This window comes from Cribrihabitans marinus, from assembly GCF_900109035.1.
GTDB classification, from domain to species: domain Bacteria; phylum Pseudomonadota; class Alphaproteobacteria; order Rhodobacterales; family Rhodobacteraceae; genus Cribrihabitans; species Cribrihabitans marinus.
Genome location: NZ_FNYD01000001.1, coordinates 482031 through 502353 on the forward strand (window position 1 = coordinate 482031; position 20323 = coordinate 502353).

Annotated in this window: 24 protein-coding genes, 1 tRNA gene and 1 pseudogene; 10 read left to right on the forward strand and 16 right to left on the reverse strand. The window is 65.3% G+C overall.

The features are described from left to right. Window positions 1-39: 39 nt before the first annotated feature. Window positions 40-1821, reverse strand: coding sequence for a gamma-glutamyltransferase (gene ggt, locus BMX57_RS02380; protein WP_092362120.1), 1782 nt, complete (start codon window positions 1819-1821; stop codon window positions 40-42). A gap of 53 nt (window positions 1822-1874) precedes the next feature. Beyond that, window positions 1875-2861 carry a 2-hydroxyacid dehydrogenase gene (locus BMX57_RS02385; protein WP_092362235.1) on the reverse strand — a complete coding sequence of 329 codons (987 nt, stop codon included), beginning with the start codon at window positions 2859-2861 and terminating at the stop codon, window positions 1875-1877. 138 nt (window positions 2862-2999) lie between these two features. Between BMX57_RS02385 and BMX57_RS02390 the strand changes: the two genes are divergently transcribed. Further along, entirely contained in the window at window positions 3000-3521 is a 522-nt protein-coding gene (locus BMX57_RS02390) for an SH3 domain-containing protein (protein ID WP_373283070.1), read from the forward strand. An 8-nt stretch (window positions 3522-3529) separates the two neighbouring features. Here the strand turns inward: BMX57_RS02390 and BMX57_RS02395 are convergent, their stop codons facing one another. Further along, complete coding sequence (locus BMX57_RS02395) at window positions 3530-4438, reverse strand: haloalkane dehalogenase (RefSeq protein WP_092362123.1); 909 nt, start codon at window positions 4436-4438, stop codon at window positions 3530-3532. A 95-nt stretch (window positions 4439-4533) separates the two neighbouring features. On the opposite strand from BMX57_RS02395, the gene BMX57_RS02400 reads away from it, so the two are divergent. The 4 genes from BMX57_RS02400 (at window position 4534) to BMX57_RS02415 (ending at window position 7983) form a co-directional block, all read left to right on the forward strand. Continuing rightward, window positions 4534-5526, forward strand: coding sequence for an NADPH:quinone reductase (locus BMX57_RS02400; RefSeq protein ID WP_092362135.1), 993 nt, complete (start codon window positions 4534-4536; stop codon window positions 5524-5526). A gap of 87 nt (window positions 5527-5613) precedes the next feature. Next, window positions 5614-5688, forward strand: a tRNA-Gln gene (locus tag BMX57_RS02405). 272 nt (window positions 5689-5960) lie between these two features. After that, a complete protein-coding gene (locus tag BMX57_RS02410; RefSeq protein ID WP_092362137.1) occupies window positions 5961-7247 on the forward strand; it encodes a site-specific integrase in 1287 nt (428 codons plus the stop codon). 49 nt (window positions 7248-7296) lie between these two features. Further along, window positions 7297-7983, forward strand: coding sequence for a hypothetical protein (locus BMX57_RS02415; RefSeq protein ID WP_143057867.1), 687 nt, complete (start codon window positions 7297-7299; stop codon window positions 7981-7983). A gap of 511 nt (window positions 7984-8494) precedes the next feature. Here BMX57_RS02415 and BMX57_RS02420 read toward each other — a convergent pair. The 4 genes from BMX57_RS02420 to BMX57_RS02435 all read right to left on the reverse strand — a co-directional run bounded on the left by BMX57_RS02420 (window position 8495) and on the right by BMX57_RS02435 (window position 10753). Further along, window positions 8495-8929: an ABA4-like family protein gene (locus BMX57_RS02420; RefSeq protein WP_092362140.1), complete on the reverse strand. Its 435-nt coding sequence runs from the start codon at window positions 8927-8929 to the stop codon at window positions 8495-8497. Window positions 8930-9042: 113 nt separating this feature from the next. Beyond that, window positions 9043-9471: a glyoxalase superfamily protein gene (locus BMX57_RS02425; protein ID WP_092362142.1), complete on the reverse strand. Its 429-nt coding sequence runs from the start codon at window positions 9469-9471 to the stop codon at window positions 9043-9045. Continuing rightward, window positions 9468-9656 carry a hypothetical protein gene (locus tag BMX57_RS02430; protein ID WP_092362144.1) on the reverse strand — a complete coding sequence of 63 codons (189 nt, stop codon included), beginning with the start codon at window positions 9654-9656 and terminating at the stop codon, window positions 9468-9470. Before BMX57_RS02430 ends, BMX57_RS02425 begins: the two co-directional genes overlap by 4 nt. Before the next feature lie 182 nt (window positions 9657-9838). After that, window positions 9839-10753 carry a LysR family transcriptional regulator gene (locus BMX57_RS02435; RefSeq protein ID WP_092362146.1) on the reverse strand — a complete coding sequence of 305 codons (915 nt, stop codon included), beginning with the start codon at window positions 10751-10753 and terminating at the stop codon, window positions 9839-9841. Between the two features lie 141 nt (window positions 10754-10894). Between BMX57_RS02435 and BMX57_RS02440 the strand changes: the two genes are divergently transcribed. From BMX57_RS02440 to BMX57_RS02455, 5 genes and pseudogenes are all read left to right on the forward strand, one after another. After that, window positions 10895-11515: a class I SAM-dependent methyltransferase gene (locus BMX57_RS02440; RefSeq protein WP_092362148.1), complete on the forward strand. Its 621-nt coding sequence runs from the start codon at window positions 10895-10897 to the stop codon at window positions 11513-11515. A 139-nt stretch (window positions 11516-11654) separates the two neighbouring features. After that, a pseudogene (locus BMX57_RS20985) lies at window positions 11655-11774 on the forward strand (DUF2306 domain-containing protein); the annotation flags it as partial. A gap of 85 nt (window positions 11775-11859) precedes the next feature. Continuing rightward, entirely contained in the window at window positions 11860-12219 is a 360-nt protein-coding gene (locus tag BMX57_RS20990) for a DUF2306 domain-containing protein (protein ID WP_268235986.1), read from the forward strand. 49 nt (window positions 12220-12268) lie between these two features. Beyond that, window positions 12269-12688 carry a DUF6326 family protein gene (locus BMX57_RS02450; RefSeq protein ID WP_092362150.1) on the forward strand — a complete coding sequence of 140 codons (420 nt, stop codon included), beginning with the start codon at window positions 12269-12271 and terminating at the stop codon, window positions 12686-12688. A gap of 46 nt (window positions 12689-12734) precedes the next feature. Continuing rightward, window positions 12735-13433 carry a class I SAM-dependent methyltransferase gene (locus BMX57_RS02455; RefSeq protein WP_092362152.1) on the forward strand — a complete coding sequence of 233 codons (699 nt, stop codon included), beginning with the start codon at window positions 12735-12737 and terminating at the stop codon, window positions 13431-13433. On the opposite strand, the gene BMX57_RS20565 is transcribed toward BMX57_RS02455, so the two are convergent. The 9 genes from BMX57_RS20565 to BMX57_RS02495 all read right to left on the reverse strand — a co-directional run bounded on the left by BMX57_RS20565 (window position 13384) and on the right by BMX57_RS02495 (window position 19971). Next, window positions 13384-13797, reverse strand: a complete 414-nt coding sequence (locus BMX57_RS20565; RefSeq protein ID WP_177175362.1) for a hypothetical protein — start codon at window positions 13795-13797, stop codon at window positions 13384-13386. The two genes, BMX57_RS02455 and BMX57_RS20565, sit on opposite strands and share 50 nt — an antisense overlap. Further along, window positions 13787-14137: a hypothetical protein gene (locus tag BMX57_RS02460; protein WP_143057868.1), complete on the reverse strand. Its 351-nt coding sequence runs from the start codon at window positions 14135-14137 to the stop codon at window positions 13787-13789. The genes BMX57_RS20565 and BMX57_RS02460 overlap by 11 nt, the downstream gene beginning before the upstream one ends. Window positions 14138-14403: 266 nt before the next feature. Next, a complete protein-coding gene (locus tag BMX57_RS02465; protein WP_092362156.1) occupies window positions 14404-14799 on the reverse strand; it encodes a hypothetical protein in 396 nt (131 codons plus the stop codon). A gap of 615 nt (window positions 14800-15414) precedes the next feature. Next, entirely contained in the window at window positions 15415-15873 is a 459-nt protein-coding gene (locus tag BMX57_RS02470; protein ID WP_092362158.1) for a VOC family protein, read from the reverse strand. A 50-nt stretch (window positions 15874-15923) separates the two neighbouring features. Further along, on the reverse strand, window positions 15924-16601 hold the full coding sequence (locus BMX57_RS02475; protein WP_092362160.1) for a DUF4386 domain-containing protein: 678 nt from the start codon (window positions 16599-16601) through the stop codon (window positions 15924-15926). Window positions 16602-16629: 28 nt separating this feature from the next. After that, window positions 16630-17529: an EamA family transporter gene (locus BMX57_RS02480; protein ID WP_092362162.1), complete on the reverse strand. Its 900-nt coding sequence runs from the start codon at window positions 17527-17529 to the stop codon at window positions 16630-16632. A gap of 186 nt (window positions 17530-17715) precedes the next feature. After that, window positions 17716-18354 (reverse strand): DsbA family oxidoreductase, encoded by a 639-nt coding sequence (locus tag BMX57_RS02485; protein ID WP_092362164.1) that lies wholly within the window; start codon window positions 18352-18354, stop codon window positions 17716-17718. Then, window positions 18354-18977: an NAD(P)H:quinone oxidoreductase gene (gene wrbA, locus BMX57_RS02490; protein WP_092362165.1), complete on the reverse strand. Its 624-nt coding sequence runs from the start codon at window positions 18975-18977 to the stop codon at window positions 18354-18356. Before wrbA ends, BMX57_RS02485 begins: the two co-directional genes overlap by 1 nt. Window positions 18978-19083: 106 nt before the next feature. Beyond that, entirely contained in the window at window positions 19084-19971 is an 888-nt protein-coding gene (locus tag BMX57_RS02495; protein ID WP_092362167.1) for a LysR family transcriptional regulator, read from the reverse strand. Between the last annotated feature and the right edge of the window lie 352 nt (window positions 19972-20323).

Below are 20323 nucleotides of genomic sequence, written 5' to 3' on the forward strand. Positions count from 1 at the left end.
GTCCTGCGCGCGCCCCCGCCGGAGGGGCGCGCCCTTGTGTCACTCGCCCAGCGCGATGCCTTCGCGCCGGGGATCGGCCCCGCCCCTGAGCGTGTCGCCGATCTCGATGGCGTGCAGGCCCGAGGTCAGGTCGCGCTGGTTGACCTCGAAGCCGAGGCCGGTCAGCGCCTCTTCCAGATCGGCGGCGCTGGTGCCTTCCTCCACATCGTAAGTGCCGAAGCGATTGACAAGATGCGGCAGCGCCAGCGCCTGCTGCACATCCATGCCCCAATCGGCCCAGGCGATGATCGACTTGGCGACATAGCCGATGATCCGGCTGCCGCCGGGCGAGCCGATGGCCAGCACCGGTTTGCCGTCCTGCATCACGATGGTGGGCGACATGGAGGAACGCGGGCGCTTGCCCGGCTCCAGCCGGTTGGCGATGGGCACGCCGTCGGAATGGGTCTTGAACGAGAAATCCGTGAGCTCGTTGTTGAGCAGGAAGCCGTTCGTCATCAGCCGCGATCCGAACCCGTTCTCGATGGTCGTGGTCATCGACAGCACGTTGCCCTGCCCGTCCACGATCGATATATGCGAGGTCGAGGGCAGTTCGATGGACACGTCGTCGGCCCAATTCGACGCATGATCGAACTCCGGGTTGCCCGGCGCCACTTCGGCCAGCGCGGCGTCGGTGCCCAACAGTTCGGCGCGCGAGGCGAGGTAGCCGGGATCGACCAGCCCGGCCGTCGGCATCGGCACGAAATCGCTGTCGGCCATGTAGCGGCCGCGGTCGGCGAAGGCCAGCCGCGAGGCGTCGCCGATCAGCCGCCAGGCCTCGGGGTTCTCGGCCCCCAGCGCGGCCAGGTCATGATTGTTCAGCATGCCCAGGATCTGCCCCACGTTCAGCGCGCCCGACGATGGCGGGCCCATGCCGCAGACATCATAGGCGCGGTATTCCGCGCAGACCGGCGCGCGCTCCTTGACCTGATAGAGCGCCAGGTCGACGCCGGACAGCACGCCGGGATTGCCCTCGGCATTGCGCACGGTGCGCACGATGTCGGCCGCGATCGGCCCGCCATAGAAGCCCGCCGCGCCCTCCTCGGCCAGGGTCCGCAGCGTGGCGGCATACTCGGGGTTCTTCAGCAGATCGCCCTCGGCCAGAGCGGTGCCGCCGGGCAGGAAATACGCGGCCGTGGCCGGGAAGCGCGACAGCCGGTCGGCGTCGCCCTCGATCAGCCCGGCCAGGCGCGGCGAGACCGCGAACCCGTCCTCGGCCAGCGCAATGCCCTTGTCGAACAGGTCCGGCCAGGGCGTGCGGCCCCAGCGCCGATGCGCCTCTTCCAGCAGCGCCGGCGTGCCGGGTGTGCCGACCGAGCGTCCGCCCACCACCGCATCGAAGAATTGCCGCGGCTCGCCGTTCTCGTCCTGGAACAGCCTCGGAGTGGCCGCCAGCGGCGCGGTCTCGCGCCCGTCCAGCGTGGTCAGCTCGCCGCTCTCGGCATCGTACCAGACCAGGAACGCGCCGCCGCCCAGCCCCGAGCTCTGCGGCTCGACCAGACCCAGCACCACCTGCACGGCCACCATGGCGTCAGCGGCGCTGCCGCCCGCGCGCAGGATCTCGGCCCCGGCCTCCACCGCCAGCGGGTTGGCGGCGGCGACCATCCAGTTCTCGGCCACCACCGGCTGGCCCGCGGCCTTGGCGGTGACCGCGGCGACCGCCTCGGCCGACAGGGGCGTCGCCTCGCCGCCGGTCGCTGCCTCGGGCGCAACCGTGTCGGCGGCCTCCTGCGCCAGCGCCACCTGCGCCGCGAAGATCATGCAGAATGTCAGAACCGGTCTCATGGTCACCTCCCTGTGGTCGTGGAAAACCCCAACGCCGCGAAGGCGGCGCCGGCTCAGAGCATGGCCGGCACCACCTGGTCCGGTGGCCGGTGGCCATCCTCGAAGGTCTTGATGTTGATGATCACCTTCTCGCCCATCTCGATCCGCCCTTCGACGGTGGCCGATCCCATATGCGGCAGCAGGACCACGTTGGACAACTCACGCAGGCGCGGGTTCACGTTGACCCCGTCCTCGTAGACATCGAGGCCGGCGCCTGCGATCTCGCCCGCGCGGATCATCCGGGTCAGCGCGTTCTCGTCGATCACCTCGCCGCGCGAGGTGTTGACCACCACGGCACTGGGTTTCATCAGCTTGAGCCGGCGGGCGTTCAGCAAATGGAAGGTCGAGGGAGTCGAGGGGCAGTTGACCGACACCACGTCCATCCGGGCGAGCATCTGGTCCAGGCTCTCCCACCAGGTCGCCTCGTGCTCGTCCTCGATCTCGGGGCGCAGGCGGCGGCGATTGTGGTAATGCACCTGCATCCCGAAGGCCCGCGCGCGGCGGGCCACGGCCTGGCCGATGCGGCCCATGCCAAGGATGCCCAGGCGGCGCCCGCCGACACGGCCGCCCAGCATCGCGTTGGGAGACCAGCCCTGCCAGCCCCCCTTCTGCATCATCGCCAGCCCCTCGGGGATACGCCGCGTGACGGCGAGGATCAGCGCCATCGTCATGTCGGCGGTGTCGTCGGTCAGAACGCCCGGCGTGTTCGACACCAGGATGCCGCGCTGACGTGCCGTGGCCACATCGATATGGTCGACCCCGGCACCATAGTTGGCGATCAGGCGCAGCTGTTCGCCGGCCTGCCCCAGAAGACCCGCATCGATCTGGTCATTCAGGGTCGGCACAAGTATGTCGGCGGTCTTGACGGCGTCGACCAGCTCGGGCCGCGTCATCGGGTCGTCCGTGTCCCGCAGGCGCACATCGAACAGCTCGCTCAGCCGGGTCTCCACCGCTTCGGGCAACCGTCGCGTAACGACAACACTCAGACGTTCTCTTGGCACCAAGTATCTCCCACAGGTTTTCAAACCGGTCCGCGCCGTGGCATCGTGGCTCAGGATCCGACGAGGCACAAGAACCCCGGGACCAAATCTCGCAGGCTTTTTTCCGGACCGCAGAACAGACAGTCGAACAGGCAGACCGTGACCGACAGAATACCGAGTTTCCGCCGGTTGGCCGTTGCCCTGGCCACCGCCGTTTTGATTTCGGCAGGCACACCGCCACAGGCCGATTCCGACCGCGGTCCGGTGACCAACCTGCCCTTGCCGCGCTATGTCTCGATGAAGGCGCACGAGGGCAACGTGCGGCGCGGCCCGTCTCTCACGCATCGCATCGACTGGGTGTTCAAGCGGCGCGACATGCCGCTGCAGATCACCGCCGAACACGGCCATTGGCGGCGCGTGCAGGACCGCGACGGCGCCGGCGGCTGGGTGCATTACGCGCTGCTGTCGGGCGTGCGCACCGTGCTGGTCGAAAAGGAGATGCTGGCCGTGCGTGCCAGCCCCGCCCCCGACGCGCCGATCACGGCGCATTTCGAGCTGGGCGTCGTGGCCCGGCTGAGCAGCTGCACCCTGCGCTGGTGCCGGATCTCGGCCAACGGCTATCGCGGCTGGGCGCAGAAGCAGTTCCTCTGGGGCGTGGATCCCGGTGAGGTGCTGGAGTAACCGCCGCCTCAGCGGGTCCGAACGATGAAGTCGATCACCAGGTCGGCCAGCGCATCGCCGGCGTCCTCCTGCAGGAAATGCCCGGCCGCCGGAATGAGCCGGTGTGGCTGTCCCGCCGCGCCCGGGCACTGCTCCTGAAACACCGCGTCGATCCCCGCCATCACCTGATCGGCCTCGCCGAAAGCGGTCAGCACCGGCGTGTCCAGCGTGCGGATCACCCGCCACGCCGCGCGGTTCTCCTCCGCGCCCGGATCGCCCGGCGACATGGGCACCAAGAGCGGCATCTGCCGCGGGCCGGCCTTGTAGCTTTCGTCGGGAAACGGTGCGTCATAGGCCGCCACCTCGTCCTCGGTCAGCTTGCTGACCGTGCCGCCATGGACGATCCGCCCGGCGCGGAACTCGGGCACCGTCTGGCTGTAGTCGCGCCATTTCCCGAAAGCCTCGCCCAGCGGCTGCTCGCCGGTCGGCAGAGCAGTGTTGGCCACGACGATTCGGGCGAACCGTTCGGGCATGTCCGCCCAGAGCCGCAGCCCGATCAGCCCGCCCCAGTCCTGGCAGAACAGGGTGATGCCGGTCAGGTCGAGCTGCCGGATGACCGCGCCCGTCCAGGCCACGTGCCGGGCATAGGTGTGATCCTCGCGGCGCGCGGGCTTGTCCGAGCGGCCGAACCCGACCAGGTCGGGCGCGATCACGCGGTGGCCCGCGGTCGCCAGGCGCGGGATCATGTGCCGGTAGAGGTAGCACCAGGTCGGCTCGCCATGCAGGGCCAGCACCGGCGCGGCCTGCGCAGGTCCCTCGTCCAGGTAATGGATCCGCAGGCTGCCGGATTCGCTGTCGTCGACCTGCAGGTAGTTGGGCGCGAAGGGGAAATCGGCGAGGTCCCTGAACCGGTCCTCGGGGGTGCGCAATGTCTTCATCGTCCTGCCTCCGTTCGCTGATGCAACCCTAGCATTTTGCGCCCCGCTGGCTAGGGTGCCCCGGAACACGCCACGCAACCGACCGGAGGCAGATCGTGAAAGCCGTGACCTATGACCGCTTCGGCCCCGCCGCCGAGGTCCTGACCCTGGATACTCTGGACGACCCACAGCCGGCGCCCGGCGAGGTGCTGGTCGCGCTGGCCTATTCCGGGGTGAACCCGTCGGACGTCAAGGCCCGCGCCGGCGCGCGGCCGGGCGTGACCCGCCCGCCCTTTCCGCGGATCGTGCCGCATAGCGACGGCGCGGGCGAGATCGTGGCGGTCGGTGACGGCGTGGACGCCGGCCGGGTCGGTGAGCGCGTCTGGATCTGGAACGGCCAGTGGAAGCGCGCCTTCGGCACCGCCGCCGGGCTGATCGCCCTGCCCGCGGCGCAGGCGGTCGCGCTGCCGCCCGGAACTTCGCTTCAAACCGGTGCGGTTCTGGGCATCCCGGGCCAGACCGCCTGTCACACGGTGTTTTCCGGCGGGCCGGTGGAGGATGCCACGGTGCTGATCCACGGCGGCGCCGGAACGGTCGGCTATCTGGCGGTGCAGCTGGCGCGCTGGGGTGGCGCGCGGGTTATCGCGACCGCCCGCCCGACCGCCTTCGACCGGGTGCGCGAAGCGGGCGCGGACGCGGTGCTGGACTATGCCGCGCCGGACCTGGCCGAGCGTGTCCTGGCCGCCAATGACGGCCGCCCGGTGGACCGGATCGTCGATGTCGAGTTCGGCCGCAACGCGGCGGTGAATGCCGCCGTCATCGCCGAATGCGGCCGCATCAACGCCTATGGCTCGGCCGCAGTGATGGAACCGGTGCTGCCCTTCTACCCGCTCATGTTCAAGGCGGTGACGCTGGAAATGGCGCTGATCTACCTGCTGACGCCAGAGCAGCGCGAATACACTTGCAACCGGCTGCGCGCGGCGCTGGAGCAAGGCGCGCTCGACTGTCCGGTGCAGCAGGTTCTGCCGCTTGCCGACTGCGCCCGGGCGCATGACATCGTGGCCCAGGGCGGGCGTCGCGGGGCGGTTCTGCTGGACACGCAAAGCTGACCCGCAGGGCGGTTCGGCAGCGGGCCATTTTTTTGAAACTGCCCTCTTGAACCCGTTTTGCAACCGGCGTAAGTAGCCGCTCACCGTTGGGGTGTAGCCAAGTGGTAAGGCAGCGGTTTTTGGTACCGTGTACCGTAGGTTCGAATCCTACCACCCCAGCCATGATCCAGAAAAAACACAGAAATACCAAAGGCTTGATCTTTGGTATCACGCGCGCATCGCAGCGCGTTTCTCGCCGTTTCCAGGACCCCCAAATTCGCCTCCTTTCTGCGTCCGAGCCAACGTCGACTCGGTTGGACAGGGCGCGTTGCATGGAGACAACACTCACTCGCCTGGTATTTCCGCGCGCGTCCGGTCGAACGGATTTCCTGCTCGCTGCGGGGACGTTCGGCATCGGGCCGATCCCTCCGTCCGCGGCAACGGAGTAGTGATCCATGCCCTTCGACTTTTCCGCGGTCCTCGACGAGACCGCTATCCCGCATGTGCTCAAGGAAATCCTGCGCGCCGAACTTGGGCGGATCGTATCCGAGAGCCAAGATCCCCTGCTCGACGCCGAGGCGCGTTTGTCGGAGCTTGACAAGGAATCCGACGCACTTCTCAAGGATGCCCAAGGTAGGACGTTCGCCGCCTGCGAATACGCGATCCTCGCTGCCTGCGATCGCCTGGATTTCGCGCGTCCCGCTGTCGTCCCGTTCGCGCTCGGCCGTGGCGTCACGGTGCTCCTGAAATCGCTCAAGGCGCTTGAACGCGATGTCATTGAGACCTTTGCCGATCCGCTGATCCTGGCAGAGCCGCTTCTCACCCGCCACGGTCTCGCCGTCATCGACGGCAGGGTTCCGGACCCGCTCCGCATCTCCGATGCGCTCGAGGCTGCGCTTCACGGGAAGAGTTCGCAGATGGTGCGGAAACTGAAGACCACGGCACGTATCGTCATGGAGTTCGAGGGAGATCTCCCTCTCGAACGCTTGCCGGACCATATCGACCGCATCATGACGCAGATTTCGCGCCTTCCCAAGCATCACGGAAGGTCGCATGGAAAGAATCGCTTCAACAAGGAAGGTGATGTCAGAACAAAACTTGACGATATCGCGGCCGCAGACGCGCATGACAAAGAACAGTATGCGTCCATCGCGGCGCGAAAGGATCTCAGCATGGGCCAGAAGCGTGCGGAACTGGCCGATCTTCTGGCACCTCGGGTCACGCTCACGAACCTCGAGCGCCACCTCGATCGACTTCACGACATTCTCAGGTCGGCAGCTTACAGGAAGAACTATCAGGGACCGACAAAACTGAGGTCCTACCCGCAGCTCGCCCTTCTCATGAGGGACGATTGGCAAAACCGACGCCGGGAGAACCCGCTCTACCTCCGTGTGACTCTTCCGAAGCTGCGCTTGCGCTGGTCCAACGAGCGACTCGTTCGAATGCTCACATCGCCAGTCTATCGCGGCTGCTGGAGCGACAAGCGCCGCTCCAAGTCCGGTCGCATGATCTTCCGTGACGCGCTCTACTGGGTACCGCTCATCCTGCTGACAATGGGCACCCGGGTGAAGGAAGTGCTGCAGCTAACCCGGCGCGACCTTCTTCTCCGCGACGGTGTGCATTGTCTGCGCCTTTGCTGGAACGCAGAGCAGGAGGGCAAAACCCCGTCTGCACAACGTATTGTGCCAATTCCGCAGGTTCTGTTGGACCTCGGCTTCGTCGACTGGGTTCGGTCGATCTAAGGCGGGCCGGGCGCGCTGCTCTTCCCCGAGATCGTCTCCGCGAATGCGGATGGCCCGGAGGACATCTTCACCAAGAGGTTCCACACTGTTCGTCGCCGCAATCGACATCACGACCATCCATCCGCGCGCCGAAGCAGTCCTCGCAGATGTCGTGAAGCAAACCAACCCTGCAAGGCGAGTCATCAAGCGCAATAGAGCCATGGCGATCGCGGTGCCCCCGCTGACACCCCTTCGCCGTGAATGGCATGATCTCAGGTTCGGCCGCGACCTGGTCTGGACCGAGGGCCGCTATCGCCTCCGGGACTACAAGCTGCGTAAGACCCGGCATCGTCCCGGACGCGAGGAATACCCGGGATCCGTTCATCCGAACGCGCAGCATTTCGTCGACGCCCGCCTGCTTCAGGATGATGACCCGAAATATCTCGACGCCCTACGCGAGAATGCCGAGCAGCAGGAATGGCCGCTATTCGTCCATCCCAACGGCACGCTCGTTGCCGAGAACTACGTGTCGCAAGTCTGGTCATCGGAGTTCGGAACCGGCGCGCATATCTGCCGATCTATCGTCTACGACGTGGTCTTTGCACTCAGCGAGGATGCGACGCTGGCTGGCATGGTCATGAACGATCACACGTCGCAGCAAGCGCGCACAAGATACACTGGTGACAGAGCAAAGCAAGCCGCGCTCGCAGCGGCAAGTAAAGAAATCGACGGCATCTTTGATGCGTTCGATGCGTGATGTGGACAGCAGTGATAACTCTTGGTCGTATTCAGTCACTGGTGAGTGCCGCAACAAACCGACGCTGGCCTCTCGTGGGCGGTGATTGCGCGATGGGTCCGCCCGGAGCTACGCCAAATATCGGGCCCGGGGCGGGAAATGAGCATGGCGGCGCCCCCTTAAGGGGCGCGCGCCGGGGTTCTTCACAGCGTCCGTAGGACGTCGTCGGCATTGATGCCTTCGTTCAGGATGATTTGGAGATGCTCGCGCATGTCATCAGCATCCATTGCGCGAACAGTATAGGCGTCCGTATGGTTGGGACTTTCGTCCCGAGGACGGTGAGCCGGTTCGTTTCGGCGAAATGGTATCAGTCCGGTTCCGTTAGGGAGAACCGCAGGCAATCGCTTACTGCTTCGCCCCAACACTCTCACAAACGGCCCATTCCTGCCATTGCCCACCCCGAGGTGATGCTGCGGTGCGGCCCGTCGAACCTGCCGTTCGCTGCACGCGCAAAACCAGGGCCCAATTAGAATCACAGATCGCGGACAGAACCGACATCCGCTCTCCGAACGCACCGCACGATCTGGAACATGAGATATCCGGCCGGTCCGAACAGGAAGGTCGCGGGCAGGCAGGGTGCAACCAACCAGAAGGCCATATCATCGCGCCGTCCCTGCCGACAGATCCACGCCCCGACCAAGAGGTCGAAGGCGAGGTAGTGAATCCACCCAGCGATCAGCGCATTTGCGTGCGAGAACAGCTCCGTCACCTCGGCGAAACTTCCGAAACCACCAGTTGGCGGCGGGAAGGCGAATGTCATGATCACATACCCCGCGGACAAGATCACAGGAATGGTCCAACCTGCGATCCGCTCGGACAAGATCGGCATAAGGGGTGACAGGAGGAGCGAGGCCCAACCGGCCATCGCCAGAATACCCGCAAGAGAGAAGATCAGTTCGTGGTTCATTGAGTTTCCTGAAAGGCTGCGGCGCGTGGCGTCTCACCGTGTGTCGCGCACCCTCAATTGCAGTGACCGCCCTGCCTCGCCTGGGGTGCGATGCGGGGTGGCCAATTCAGTCTTCAGAGATCGAGTTCGACATGCGGCGTCCCGTCCGACGTTCGCTCCTTAGAGTGGCCATCGGGGCCGACCTCGACCCGGATCTGCTTGCGCAGGTTCGAGAAGCTCTCGAAGCGGACCACGTCCACCGCCTCGTCGAGATCGAGGACCAGCCGAAACCAACCGGGTCGCAACTGGTCAGCCGCCAGTACTGTCGCGGCGAAGGGTTGCGACATGTAGCGCCCGGTCACCCGCCCACCGGCGGTCCAACCTCGGGGCGGGCGGTCGCGCATCTCGGCATGAAACGCGTTCCAGTCGCGGAAGCCGTGCCGCTGTGCGACCTTCTCCAGCGCCTGCGCGTGGCTGATCGGTTCACCCTGTTCGGTGAGGGTCGCGCGTATCCGTTTAGCTTCCCGCTTCGCTTTTGCGATCGTCGGCAACTCGCGTGTCATACCCACCCTTCCCCGATTGGCGTAACGGCGGCCAGCGCGTTCGCCCCCGAGAAATGCCCCAGGACAAGCGAATCGGCCACGGCGAGAGCGCCGTTCATGCCCATGACGAAGATGATGGGAAGCGCTGTGCGCGCGCAGATCGGGCCGAGCGGCCCTGTGAGAAACGAATTGATGTGGGACGACATGACCCCGTTTTCCTTCCGGCTCAGGTCGCGCAAGGATTGGACGGGGCCCGCATTACCATCCGCGCGACAGGTGCCGAGGATGACGAAGATCGTATCGGCTACAGAACTTCACCTTGACGGAATGTCGGCGGGCGGCAGGCGTCTGTTGCCTGCGGCGCTGTTAGACGGCCCGGGGTGTGCTGTCAAGCGGCGCGGGTTCCACGCCCCACGCGCTCTGCGAGGCCGCGGGCCAAGGTGTCGAAGACGATGCGGATGCGGCGGCTGGTCTGTAACTCGCGGTGCGTGACCAGCCAGATGGGGAACTCCAGCGACGGAAAATCGGGCAGAACCTTTTCGATGCCCGGCTCGGCGTCACCGAGGGTTTCGGGCTGCATGGAGACGCCATAGCCCGCCTTCACCAGCTCCCAGGCGACGACGCCGCTCGCGCTCGACATCACGAAGCTTTCCGCCCGGATCGGCACGCCCATGTTGTACAGCGGGGCCATCAGGCGTTCGGGATCGGCATTGCCCACGAAGTCGTGGTCGGCGATGTCGCGCGCGGTGCGCGGACGGCCGGCGCGGTCGAGATAATCGGTCGCGGCATAGAGATTCGCGCGAAAGTCGCCGAGGTGCCGCGCGATAAGGTCGTGCTGGTCCGGCCGGACATGCCGGATCGCGATATCGGCGTCGCGCTGCGTCAGGTTTTCCATCTCGCTCGAGGCGAGGATGCGGACGCGGACGCCCGGCGCGGCGTCCCTGAGAGGCTTGAGGACGCGGGGCAGGATCGCAGCGGACAGCAGGTCGGTCCCTGTGACCGTGACCTCGCCCGTCACGTCCTGCGACTTTCCGTCGGCCACCATGGAGATCAGCGTCGCCGCCTCGCCCATCGCACGGACATGGAGGAGCAGGTCTCGACCGGACTCTGTCAGGGTCAGCCCCCGGACGCTGCGTTCGACGAGCGTCACCTCCAGCGCTTCCTCCAACGCGCCGATCTGCCGCCCGATGGTCGGCTGGGTCGACTTCAGCACGCGCGCAGCACCACTGAACGAGCCTTCCTCGGCTGTCGCGAGGAAGGCGCGCACCTGGTTCCAGTCGAAGGAGATGGCCTGCCAGTTCATGTACCAGCGTATAGCAGATGGACGGATTTAGGCAATCGACCAGTCGTGTACGCATGGGCAATACCGCTCTCCACAGGGAGCGGCCCGATGGCCGCCCCGTTTCACCGCGCCGCGCGCCCACTTGTTTCGATGGATAGACCGATGACCGCTCAACCCTTCTGGGACCGCATGGCCCCAAAATACGCCCGCAAGCCCGTGGGTGATCCCGACGCCTACCACGAGAAACTCGCGCTCGCCGCTTCGCTGCTGAAGCCCGGTGACCGGGTCCTCGAGATCGGCTGCGGGACGGGTACCACCGCGCTGCGGCTCGCGCGCCACGTCGCCAAATACACCGCGACAGACGGCTCCCGCGCCATGATCGGGATCGCCGGTACGAAGCTCGGCCCGGGCGCACCGGAGAACGTCACGTTTCATCATGCCGACGCGGCCGAGCAGGTCGCCGGGGCGCCCTTCGACGCAATCTGCGCCTTCAGCCTGCTGCACCTGGTCGAGGACGTCCCGGGGGTTCTGGCGACCGTGCACGCGCAGCTGAGGCCGCGCGGTCTGTTCCTGTCCAAGACGGTGTGCACGAAGGCGGCCGCCTGGCCGATCCGTGTGCTGATCCCCACGCTCACCACGCTCCGCATCGCGCCGAGGGTCACGCCGCTGAGCCGGGCGGAGCTCGTCCGGCATATCGCGGACGCGGGCTTCGAGGTCGAGCGCACTATGCATTTCGGCAAGAACCGCATGAGTCCGATCATCGTCGCGCGCAAGGCCGCGTGAAGCCAACCGCCCCGTTATTCCGAGAGACCGCAGCATGCATTTCGTAAGCCGTCGCGAATGGGCGTTCCTCGCCCTGGTATTCCTCTACTCCTTCATCCCAGCCGTGGGCGGACTATTCCGGATTCCGGAGCTTCTTGGCATGCCGGCGATCGTTCCGCCGAACCCGCGCGCGGTGATCGATCCCGTGCCGATCACGCTGCACATCCTCGGCAGTTCGGTTTTCTGCCTGGCCGGGGCCGTTCAGTTCCTGCCGAGCCTGCGGCGCCATCGCCCAGCCCTGCACCGGACCCTCGGGCGGGTCGTGGCGGCAGCGGGATGCCGTCAGCGCGCTCACCGGGCTCTGGATGACCGTGTCCTACACGTTCCCAGCGGCGCTGCAAGGACCACTGCTCTACGGGGCGCGGGTCACGCTCAGCCTCGCGATGGTCGCCTTGATTGCGTGGGCCGTCGTTGCAATCCGGTCGCGAGACATCGCCTCGCACCGGGCCGCGATGCTGCGTGCCTATGCCATCGCCCAAGGGGCCTCAACGCAGACCGCGCTCTTTCTGATCGCCATGATCTTCTTCGGAACCGAGCCGCTCGGCGTCTCGCGGGACCTGATGATGGTGGCCGCGTGGGCGATCAACATCGGGGTCGCGGAGGTCCTGATCCATCGTGCCTTCGGGACGCGCAGATCGCGCGCGACGGTCTCCAGCACGCCTTGACCCTTGGCCACATGCCGACCGGCCTTACCACCTCCAAAAGGAAACCCGAATGCGAAAGCTCGATCCCCATACCCTTCTCTCAGCCCTCTGGCTCTTCATCCTGCTCAACATCATCTTTCGCGACATTCACCAGTTTGTCCTCGCGTCCCACCTCAAGATGCTGCTCACCGGCCATTACAACGGCATGGAGATCACGGAAGAACTGATGCTTCTGGGCGGTGTCCACGTCCAGGTCCCGATCGCGATGGTGCTCTTTTCGCTGCTGCTGACCCGCAGGATCGGCCGTCCTGTCACCATCCTTGCAGCAATCATTACGACGGGGACGCTCCTCTCCTCCGCGCCGCCTGACCTGGACGACACCTTTCACCTCGTCATCGAGCTCGCGGCCCTCGCCGCAATTCTATGGACCGCTTGGACGTGGACCGATCAGGAACGTGCCGCGGCTCAGGCCGGCAACCAACACTTGTAAGCGTCCGTGTCCGTATCACGACGTTTCCGAAAGCCAGGAAAATCAGATGTTTGCACAGACGCCCATACGCGATGGAGTCGATCAATACGAGAGACTGGCGCCGCGCTATGACAGGCTGCATCATCGCTGGCTGCGGCATGCAGGAGGCGAGGCTCAGGCCGCCTTAGAGGCTTTGGTGCGCGCGCTCGCAACGCCGAACTCGAAGTTGCTGGATGCGGGCTGCGGCACCGGCAAACTGGCCCGTACATTGATTGCCGAGGGCATGTCGCCGCAACTGATGACCCTGCTCGACCCGTCTGCAGCCATGCTTGCGCGCTGCGCGGACATTCCTGTGCCGAAGATGCAAGAACGACTGGAGGCGCTGCCGTTTGAAGACGGCGCGTTCGATCTTGTGACCTGTGTCTGGGCGCTGGAAACCGTACCGGATCCCTTTCTGGCATTGACTGAGCTTTGCAGGGTCGTTCGACGAGGCGGCGCGCTGTGCCTCGCGTTCTGCGCCGATGAGCCTGCCCGTGGGCTGGCGGACGGTCTGATGCGCCAGGCGCTTTTGTATCGCGGCACCGGTCGGTTCTTGTCCCGCTCTCGCTTGATGCGGGCCATCGAGAGTATCGATGGATTTGAAGTGCGCGCAATTCCGAGCCAGGGTCCGGCCTCGACCGTGCTTGCAAGGCGGACAGGCGCTGTGGTCCAAGCGGTCACGAAACCGAAAGTTGAGCCATATCCACCACAACATGGAGATCAATAATGATCGGATAGGCCTGAAGGATCTCATGGTTTGAATGCCTCCCGTCGCAGCATTGGTGGCCGTAAGAGTCCGCGCCGGAATGTTTTATCTCGTAGCCGAGCGCGAGGAACGCTTCGCGTGCCGCCGGGCTTGGGGGATCAGGATGTCTCGGGGACGTCATCACCGTGATGCCTGCGATCTCACGGCCGCATTGGACGTAGTGCCGGTCGATCCAGACGAGGGCCGACGGTAAGCGGTACTTCTGGACGAGCCAGAGCGTGACATCGCAGATGTCTTGCTCGAGACCGAATTCCTCCGGATAGACACTCAGACGGCGCTGTCTCGCGATCTGCAGGGCACATCGCGGCGCGGCCCTACCCGGCATGGCGGAACCTCGCAAGCAGCTCGCTGACGCGCGCGCCATGCCATCGTGCCATGTCGGACGCCGGCAGGCTGCGCTCATGGCTGATCCGGTCGAGCGCGGAGGGTGCTTGCTCCGACAGAATGCGGCGAATGTCGCGGAGCGCCTGCTCGACGGCATCGGCATCCGGGAACCGTTCGGGGACCGCACCGTGCAGATCGCAGAGGGCGTCGAACCCGCTCTTGTCGTCGAGCGCATCCAGGAGGTCGCAGAGCCCCGCACCGTGCCGGCGCAGGTGTTTCTCTGTCCCGGCCACTGCGTCGAAGCGGGCCTGGCTGGTGTTGACGGTGGTGGAGTTGTGCATGATTTTCTCCCTTTCATGCATGAACGAACGGTGCTGGTGGTGCCTGAGTCATCGGCGTCATGGTCCGTGCATCGCGGGGAGAGGGGGCGGGTCGGGCTGGCTCCTTTCGGCTGAAAACGGGGGCGGCTGTCGTGTGTTGGTGACGGGGACATTGGTCATTCTGCGGGAACACGAAGGAAAAAGTGGTAGGCTGGCGGGTTTTCCTGGGAGAGCGGCTGCTTCACCTCGGCCGCCTCGCTGGACGCGCGACGGCCGGCGTAGGGACATCAGATGATCCGCTTTTCTTCGGTTGGAGCGATCCCCGCGCCGCGCAGCACATCATCGAGGCCGTCAGCGAACAGGCAGAGCTCGGGGACGATCGGGTCCTCGGGCTCGAGCAGGGCGACACATCCCTCGGCCTCCCACTCCTCTTCATGGGCCTGCTCGAGGAGCAGAATCGCCCGCAGCTGGAGAAGCAATCGTCGGAGGCCGTGCGTGATCGACCCGGGCTGTTCCAGGCCGTCGCGGATCCCGTTGAGGAGCCGAGCGCCGCGCCGGTCTGCGAGCAGGACCGCTGTATGGCCGAGCGCCTCGTCGTGATGGGAGAGAAACTCCCTCAGCGCCAGCTCGCCGGCCGACATGGAGCGGGCTTCCGTGCTGGCGGTTACTCTCGAATGAAACATGGGGACCTCCTTGTGATGGTTTCGTCCGGGCTTCGTCCCGGGTCAGGAAGGATCGGAGGTCCGTTGCGCCGCCGGTCGCTGTGTCTCGCGCATCACTTGGAAATCGCCGAGGTCAGCGAAAGGCCGCATGTCGCATGGGCACTACTGGGGAGACACCTCGTTCGTTTCGTCAGTCACAAGCGAGATTGGCCGGATGGGCTGGAGGCGAAGCATTTTTCCGGTTAGTTAGGGAAAAAATGTGCCTCCTTCTCGCGACGTCTTCTCGGGCGCGCGCAACAATGAGAAGGCCGAAATCCGGGTGTCAAATGTCGCCCCGATTAACACGGAGATAACATCAACGTGCACGAGGTGTTCAGAAGCTACATTTTACAAGCCGCAGTGTAAAAAACCAATCTGCGTGCATCAGAACCCGCGACCCCAATGGGAATGCCGTTTTATCGGTGATACTATCGATCGGTGAATCATTAGAGGTGTCATTCACTTATCGCGGTGACAAGTGCGACGGAATTGCCATCCGGGACTTGGGTGAACGGCCCTTGCAATCCCACTCAGGAGAATTCCCGGAATTTCGCCTGATGGAGCGAGGAGCACCGCCGTGCGGTAACGGCGGCGCCTCTAAGCCGTCGACCCTTTCCAACTCGGATCCTTGGCAACGAGCTCGACTGTGTTGCCGTCGGGATCAAAGGTGAAGACTCCGCGCCAGCCGACCCAGTCGAAGGTCTCGACTTGATAGTCCCGCCCGAGTTCCTCGTACCACGCGATGACAGCATCCTGTTCCTTCCAAGGTAAGCTGAGCGCGATGTGGTGGAGCGAGGATCCCGGCCCTGTAGCTGGTGGCTGGTCATTGGCACCGGCTCGGCCGGCGCCCTCGATGTCGTGGCGAAACAGGGCCAGAACGGCGGTATGGCCTTCAAAGCCGTCGGCGATCCGGAAAAAGGCGATGGGCGCGTCCTGTGGGTCCCGCATCGGTGCAAGCCCGATCACATCGCGGTAGAACGCCACCATGGCGCTGTGATCAATGCAGCGGATGGCGATTTCACCAAGCGCGCGGACGGTGAAGCCTCGTTCGGTCATTGGTTTTTCTCCGGGTTGCTGTGATTTGGATGGAAAGGGGGCGCCTCATGTCACTTCGGCCCCTTCTGCGAGAGCAGGCGCAGACAAAACGCCGTCTCGGCGAGGATCGTCAGCCCGTAGGCCGGCAGGAACACTGGCGAGAACTCGGGTGCGAAGAACCGCAGGCCGCTGCCGGTAACATAGACAAGCCCAGCGATCCCGAGCCCGGCACCGAACGCCCTGGCGATGAGACCCGAGCGCCAGACAAGTGAGCCCATGATTAGGCTGTTCACACCGAAGAATACCAGTCCGAGATCGTAACCGTAGGCGTGCAGGCCCAGAAACACCAGAGCCAGCACCGGAGCATCGGTCAGCTCGTCGGCGCGGCTCAGCACCAACCACGCTGCCAGCAGAGCCGTGAGGCTCGTGGCGATCAGCACCGTCTGAATCAGGCGGAACACCATTGCCGACAGCGCAAGGCCCGGCGCCACCGTGCGAAAGATCAGATATAGCAGGATCGCAAGACCTGCATCGCTGAGCGCCATCATGAGGTCTGAGGCGATGGCGAGGCGGAACTGGACCGGTGCCGCAAGGATCGCGGCGGCGGTGGCGTCGGCATCGCTGAAGTCGATCAGGGGCGCGCGCAGTCCCAGCTCAGCCCCGAGACCCGTGACGATGATGACGAGGTAGAGACATCCGGCAAGCCGGGCCTTCCGGGCGAGGTCGGCGGTGAGTGCAAGGGGAGTCATGAGGCGCTGCCCTTTCCCAAATGAGTGATCAGGCGAACCATGCCCAGCTTTTGACAGGACGCACTGGGGTAAATCCGGCGGATGGGCGGTTCGCCTGCTGCCCCGCCCAGACAGAGCCGAGGACGATTGCTGCGCCGAGACCCTGTACGAACGTCAGGGATTGGCCCAGAACCACCCAGCCGAGAAACACGGCTGTCACCGGACTCATCATCCCGAGCATCGAAACCGCACCGGGTTCGATCCGGGCCACGCCCCGGAACCAGAGCGCGTAGGTCACCGCCGCGCCGATGAGGCCAAGCCAAGCCAGCCCAGTGACGTTCGTCACTGTCAGCGGCGGCAGCGCCGGTTCCATGATCAGTGCGAAGGGCAGCAGGATCAAGCCGCCCGCGGTCAACTGCCATGCAGTGAAGCTGAGCGCGGATACCGGCGGCTGCCATTTCCGGCTGAGGACCGTGCCTGCCGCCATCGACGCAGCACCACCAAGCCCTGCGGCGATCCCCACGGGGTCGAGCACGGCGTCGGGGCCAATCAGCAAGAGCGCCACCCCCAGAACGCCGGTAGCGGCAGCGGCGACCGCACCCGCCCGGATCGGCGTGCCAAGCCATCCGCGTGCCATCAGGATCACCATCATGGCCTGCAGCGACCCCAGCGTGGCGGCAATGCCACCGGGGAGCCGGTAGGCGGCAACGAAGAGCAACGTCCAGAACAGCGCGAAGTTGAAACTGCCAAGGAGGAAGGCCCGCCCGAGCCAAGCGCGGGGCGGCAGGCGTCGCGTGAGGATCAGCAGCAGAAGCCCGGCCGGCAGGGCGCGCAGCGCGGCAAGCGTTACGGGATAGCCGGGCGGCAACGCCTCGGTCGTGACCAGATAGGTGCTGCCCCAGATCGCTGGGGCGAGCGCCGTGAGAAGGATGTCGGTGGTGCGGGACATGGTGGTCGTCTCCTCGTCGTGGCTCTTACCAGAGCGGATGGAAGGGAAAGCGACGGCGTTCGGGGCTCGGCTTGAGACCGATGTCGCGCATCACGTGGGGCGGAAGGCCGTGCGGCACGCCGCGCGGAGTGCAGCGGCGGTGTCGGGCGAATATGCGTAGGACTGTGACGATCATTGGATTTCCTTTCATGCGACAAGCCTCAGGGCCGCGCGCAGCTGCGCCGAGAGGTCCTTGCGCGGGCCATTGACGAGGCGGGCGCCCGTTTCGCGGATGATGAGTGCGGGGATCGACCGGACCTGCAGCGCGCGAGCGTCCTGTCGGTCGGCCTCGACCGCGCGGCGGGTTTCCGGGGCGTCGAAGACCTGTGCAAAGGCAGCCGCCTCGAAACCCAGCTCGCGCGCCGCATCCAACACCGTGGCCGGATCGGCGACGTTCCGCGCCTCGGCCAGATGCGCGCGCTGAAGCCGGTCGAACATGTCCCAATGCGCCGCCTGTCCACCCAGCCGCTCCGCGGCCTTGCAGCCCAGCGCGGCGGTCATGCCGTGCGGGTAGTCGAAGGGGGCCGCGCGCATGGCGTCGATATCGACGAGCTCCGGATGGTCGCTCACACCGCGACAGACCGCCCAGTGCTCCAGGATGGTCTCGCGGGCATCTTCGGGCGTGCCCCAGCGCATGGCCATCTCGGCCGGGCTGGCCTGCAGGACGAAGCTGCGGTGCCGAATGTCCAGATCGAACTCGGTCGCCAGCGCGCGCATCCGCGAGGAGATGTTGAAGCACCAGCAGCAGACGACGTCGTGAAAGAAGTCGATGGTGAGGGAGGTCATCACGCGGCCTCCTCTTGCCAGGTGGTCCCGGCCAGCCGCGCAGCGATCCGTGCCACATGGGCGCCCTGGAAACGTGCGCCGGCCAGGTCGGTCTCGGTTGGGTGGCGCGAGCCGTCGGCGCCGGCGATGGTACCCGCGCCATAGGGCGCGCCCCCGACGATGCCTTCGGCGGTTGTCTGGCCGGCGAAGGTATAGGGCATGCCCGCGATCAGCATGCCGAAATGCTGCAGCGGGATCTGGGTCGAGAGCAGCGTCGCCTCGTGCCCGCCATGCTGTGAGCCGGTGGAGGTGAAGACCGCCGCGACCTTGCCCACCAGCGCGTTCCGCGCCCAGAGCCCGCCCGCCTGGTCGAGGAAGGACTTCATCTGTCCGGCCATCATGCCAAAGAGCGTGGGCGTACCGAAGATGATGGCGTCATAGGTCTCCAGATCGGCGGGCACTGCAACGGGCGTGTCGTCGGCCGCGAAGCCGGCCTTCCGCTGGATCTCCTCCGGGACGGTTTCGGGCACACGGCGCAGGTCGACGTGGGTGCCAGGCACGGATTGCGCACCTTCGGCCTCGGCCTGCGCAAGCGCACGGACATGGCCGTAGCTGGAATAGTAAAGAACGAGAACGCGGGTCATGGGATCCTCTCAGAGTTGGGGTTGCGATGCCCAAGAGGATCGGGGATGGAGACGGCGAGAATAACCGGCCGTCTGTCACTTCATTCTTAACGTGGATTGAAGAATGTCAGGGGCCCAGCGCCGCCCGAAGGTGGTCGAGAAACGCCGTGACCTTCGCGTCCATGCCGAGGCGCGAGGCCGTCACGGCAAAGATTTCGGGCGCGGGAAGCTCCCAGTCGGGCAGCACCCGGAGAAGATCGCCCCGCGCCTCGGGCTCCTTCGAGACGAAGTCCGGCAAGGTGCCAATGCCCTGACCTGCGATCAACAGGTCGCGCAGCACGAGGCTGTTGCCGACCCGAACCAGCGGGTCGAGGTCGATTTTGGTCGTGCCGGAAGGGCCATGCAACTCCCAGGATGTGAGGTGGTCCGCGAGCAGGAAGCCGATCACGCGGTGCCGTGTGATGTCATCCGGTGTCGACAGGATACCTGCGCGATCCAGGTAGGAGGGTGCGGCGAAGACTCGTTGGTGCATCGTCCCTATCTTGCGCGCAACGAGTGCCGAGTCGGGCATGGCGACCCGGATACGGATCGAGACGTCGAACCCGCCCTCGACCATGTCCACGACGCGATCGTCGAGTGAGAGCGTGAGCCGCAAGTTGGGATAGCTGTCGAGAAAGCCCGGCAGGAATGGTGCTATGACCGTCTGCCCGAAGGAACTGGGCGCGTTCACCTTCAGATGCCCGCGCACCGCCCCGGCGCCGTCGCGGATGCGCGTCTCGACCCCGGATACAGCATCGAGGATGCCGCTTGCCTCGTCGTAGTAGAGCCGCCCCGCATCCGTCAGCGACATGGACCGCGTCGTGCGCGTGAGAAGCGTGGTGCAGAGGCTTTCCTCGAGCAGCTTAACCTCGCGGCTCAGCAGCGCCGGGGACACGCCGAGGTCCTCCGCCGCCCGCGCAAAACTTCCGCGTTCGACGATGCGGCGGAAGGCGTGCATAACCGAGAGCTTGTCCATTCCGGGTTCTCAACTCCTCACTAAAGATCGCTCGATATGGGCCGGCTACGCCACGATACCATGATCGGCTCGAAAGACCGGCAATCATTGAAACACTCCGAGTGAACGTAGCGCAGGCAATGGCCCGCGAGGGCTTTAGGCGTCGAACCTGACGTTTGCTGCCGAAGGCGTGAAGGTCGGCTTTGGGCTGCTACAGGTTTCAGAACAATTCGGGCGGTTTCCGGGCTTTCTCTGTAGGTGCAAAGCGTTCAGTCGGCTTGAGCGAAGAGCTGACTTTCAAGGGAACTTGAGAATGGCGTGTTCCCTGTGACGTCTAAAGGCGGTGTCCAGCCCGAAGCGGAATCGCAAGAAT

Bases quoted from the DNA above. Each gene is read 5' to 3' on its own strand.
- BMX57_RS02485 (WP_092362164.1), bottom strand. From the start codon at position 18,354: ATGACCTCCCTCACCATCGACTTCTTTCACGACGTCGTCTGCTGCTGG.
- BMX57_RS02460 (WP_143057868.1), bottom strand. From the start codon at position 14,137: ATGCACAACTCCACCACCGTCAACACCAGCCAGGCCCGCTTCGACGCA.
- BMX57_RS02450 (WP_092362150.1), top strand. From the start codon at position 12,269: ATGCGAAAGCTCGATCCCCATACCCTTCTCTCAGCCCTCTGGCTCTTC.
- BMX57_RS02430 (WP_092362144.1), bottom strand. From the start codon at position 9,656: ATGTCGTCCCACATCAATTCGTTTCTCACAGGGCCGCTCGGCCCGATC.
- BMX57_RS02420 (WP_092362140.1), bottom strand. From the start codon at position 8,929: ATGAACCACGAACTGATCTTCTCTCTTGCGGGTATTCTGGCGATGGCC.
- BMX57_RS02495 (WP_092362167.1), bottom strand. From the start codon at position 19,971: ATGGACAAGCTCTCGGTTATGCACGCCTTCCGCCGCATCGTCGAACGC.
- BMX57_RS02440 (WP_092362148.1), top strand. From the start codon at position 10,895: ATGACCGCTCAACCCTTCTGGGACCGCATGGCCCCAAAATACGCCCGC.
- BMX57_RS02435 (WP_092362146.1), bottom strand. From the start codon at position 10,753: ATGAACTGGCAGGCCATCTCCTTCGACTGGAACCAGGTGCGCGCCTTC.
- BMX57_RS02480 (WP_092362162.1), bottom strand. From the start codon at position 17,529: ATGTCCCGCACCACCGACATCCTTCTCACGGCGCTCGCCCCAGCGATC.
- BMX57_RS02425 (WP_092362142.1), bottom strand. From the start codon at position 9,471: ATGACACGCGAGTTGCCGACGATCGCAAAAGCGAAGCGGGAAGCTAAA.
- BMX57_RS02415 (WP_143057867.1), top strand. From the start codon at position 7,297: ATGGCCCGGAGGACATCTTCACCAAGAGGTTCCACACTGTTCGTCGCC.
- BMX57_RS02470 (WP_092362158.1), bottom strand. From the start codon at position 15,873: ATGACCGAACGAGGCTTCACCGTCCGCGCGCTTGGTGAAATCGCCATC.
- wrbA (WP_092362165.1), bottom strand. From the start codon at position 18,977: ATGACCCGCGTTCTCGTTCTTTACTATTCCAGCTACGGCCATGTCCGT.
- BMX57_RS02395 (WP_092362123.1), bottom strand. From the start codon at position 4,438: ATGAAGACATTGCGCACCCCCGAGGACCGGTTCAGGGACCTCGCCGAT.
- BMX57_RS02410 (WP_092362137.1), top strand. From the start codon at position 5,961: ATGCCCTTCGACTTTTCCGCGGTCCTCGACGAGACCGCTATCCCGCAT.
- BMX57_RS02475 (WP_092362160.1), bottom strand. From the start codon at position 16,601: ATGACTCCCCTTGCACTCACCGCCGACCTCGCCCGGAAGGCCCGGCTT.
- BMX57_RS20565 (WP_177175362.1), bottom strand. From the start codon at position 13,797: ATGCCGGGTAGGGCCGCGCCGCGATGTGCCCTGCAGATCGCGAGACAG.
- ggt (WP_092362120.1), bottom strand. From the start codon at position 1,821: ATGAGACCGGTTCTGACATTCTGCATGATCTTCGCGGCGCAGGTGGCG.
- BMX57_RS02455 (WP_092362152.1), top strand. From the start codon at position 12,735: ATGTTTGCACAGACGCCCATACGCGATGGAGTCGATCAATACGAGAGA.
- BMX57_RS02465 (WP_092362156.1), bottom strand. From the start codon at position 14,799: ATGTTTCATTCGAGAGTAACCGCCAGCACGGAAGCCCGCTCCATGTCG.
- BMX57_RS20990 (WP_268235986.1), top strand. From the start codon at position 11,860: ATGACCGTGTCCTACACGTTCCCAGCGGCGCTGCAAGGACCACTGCTC.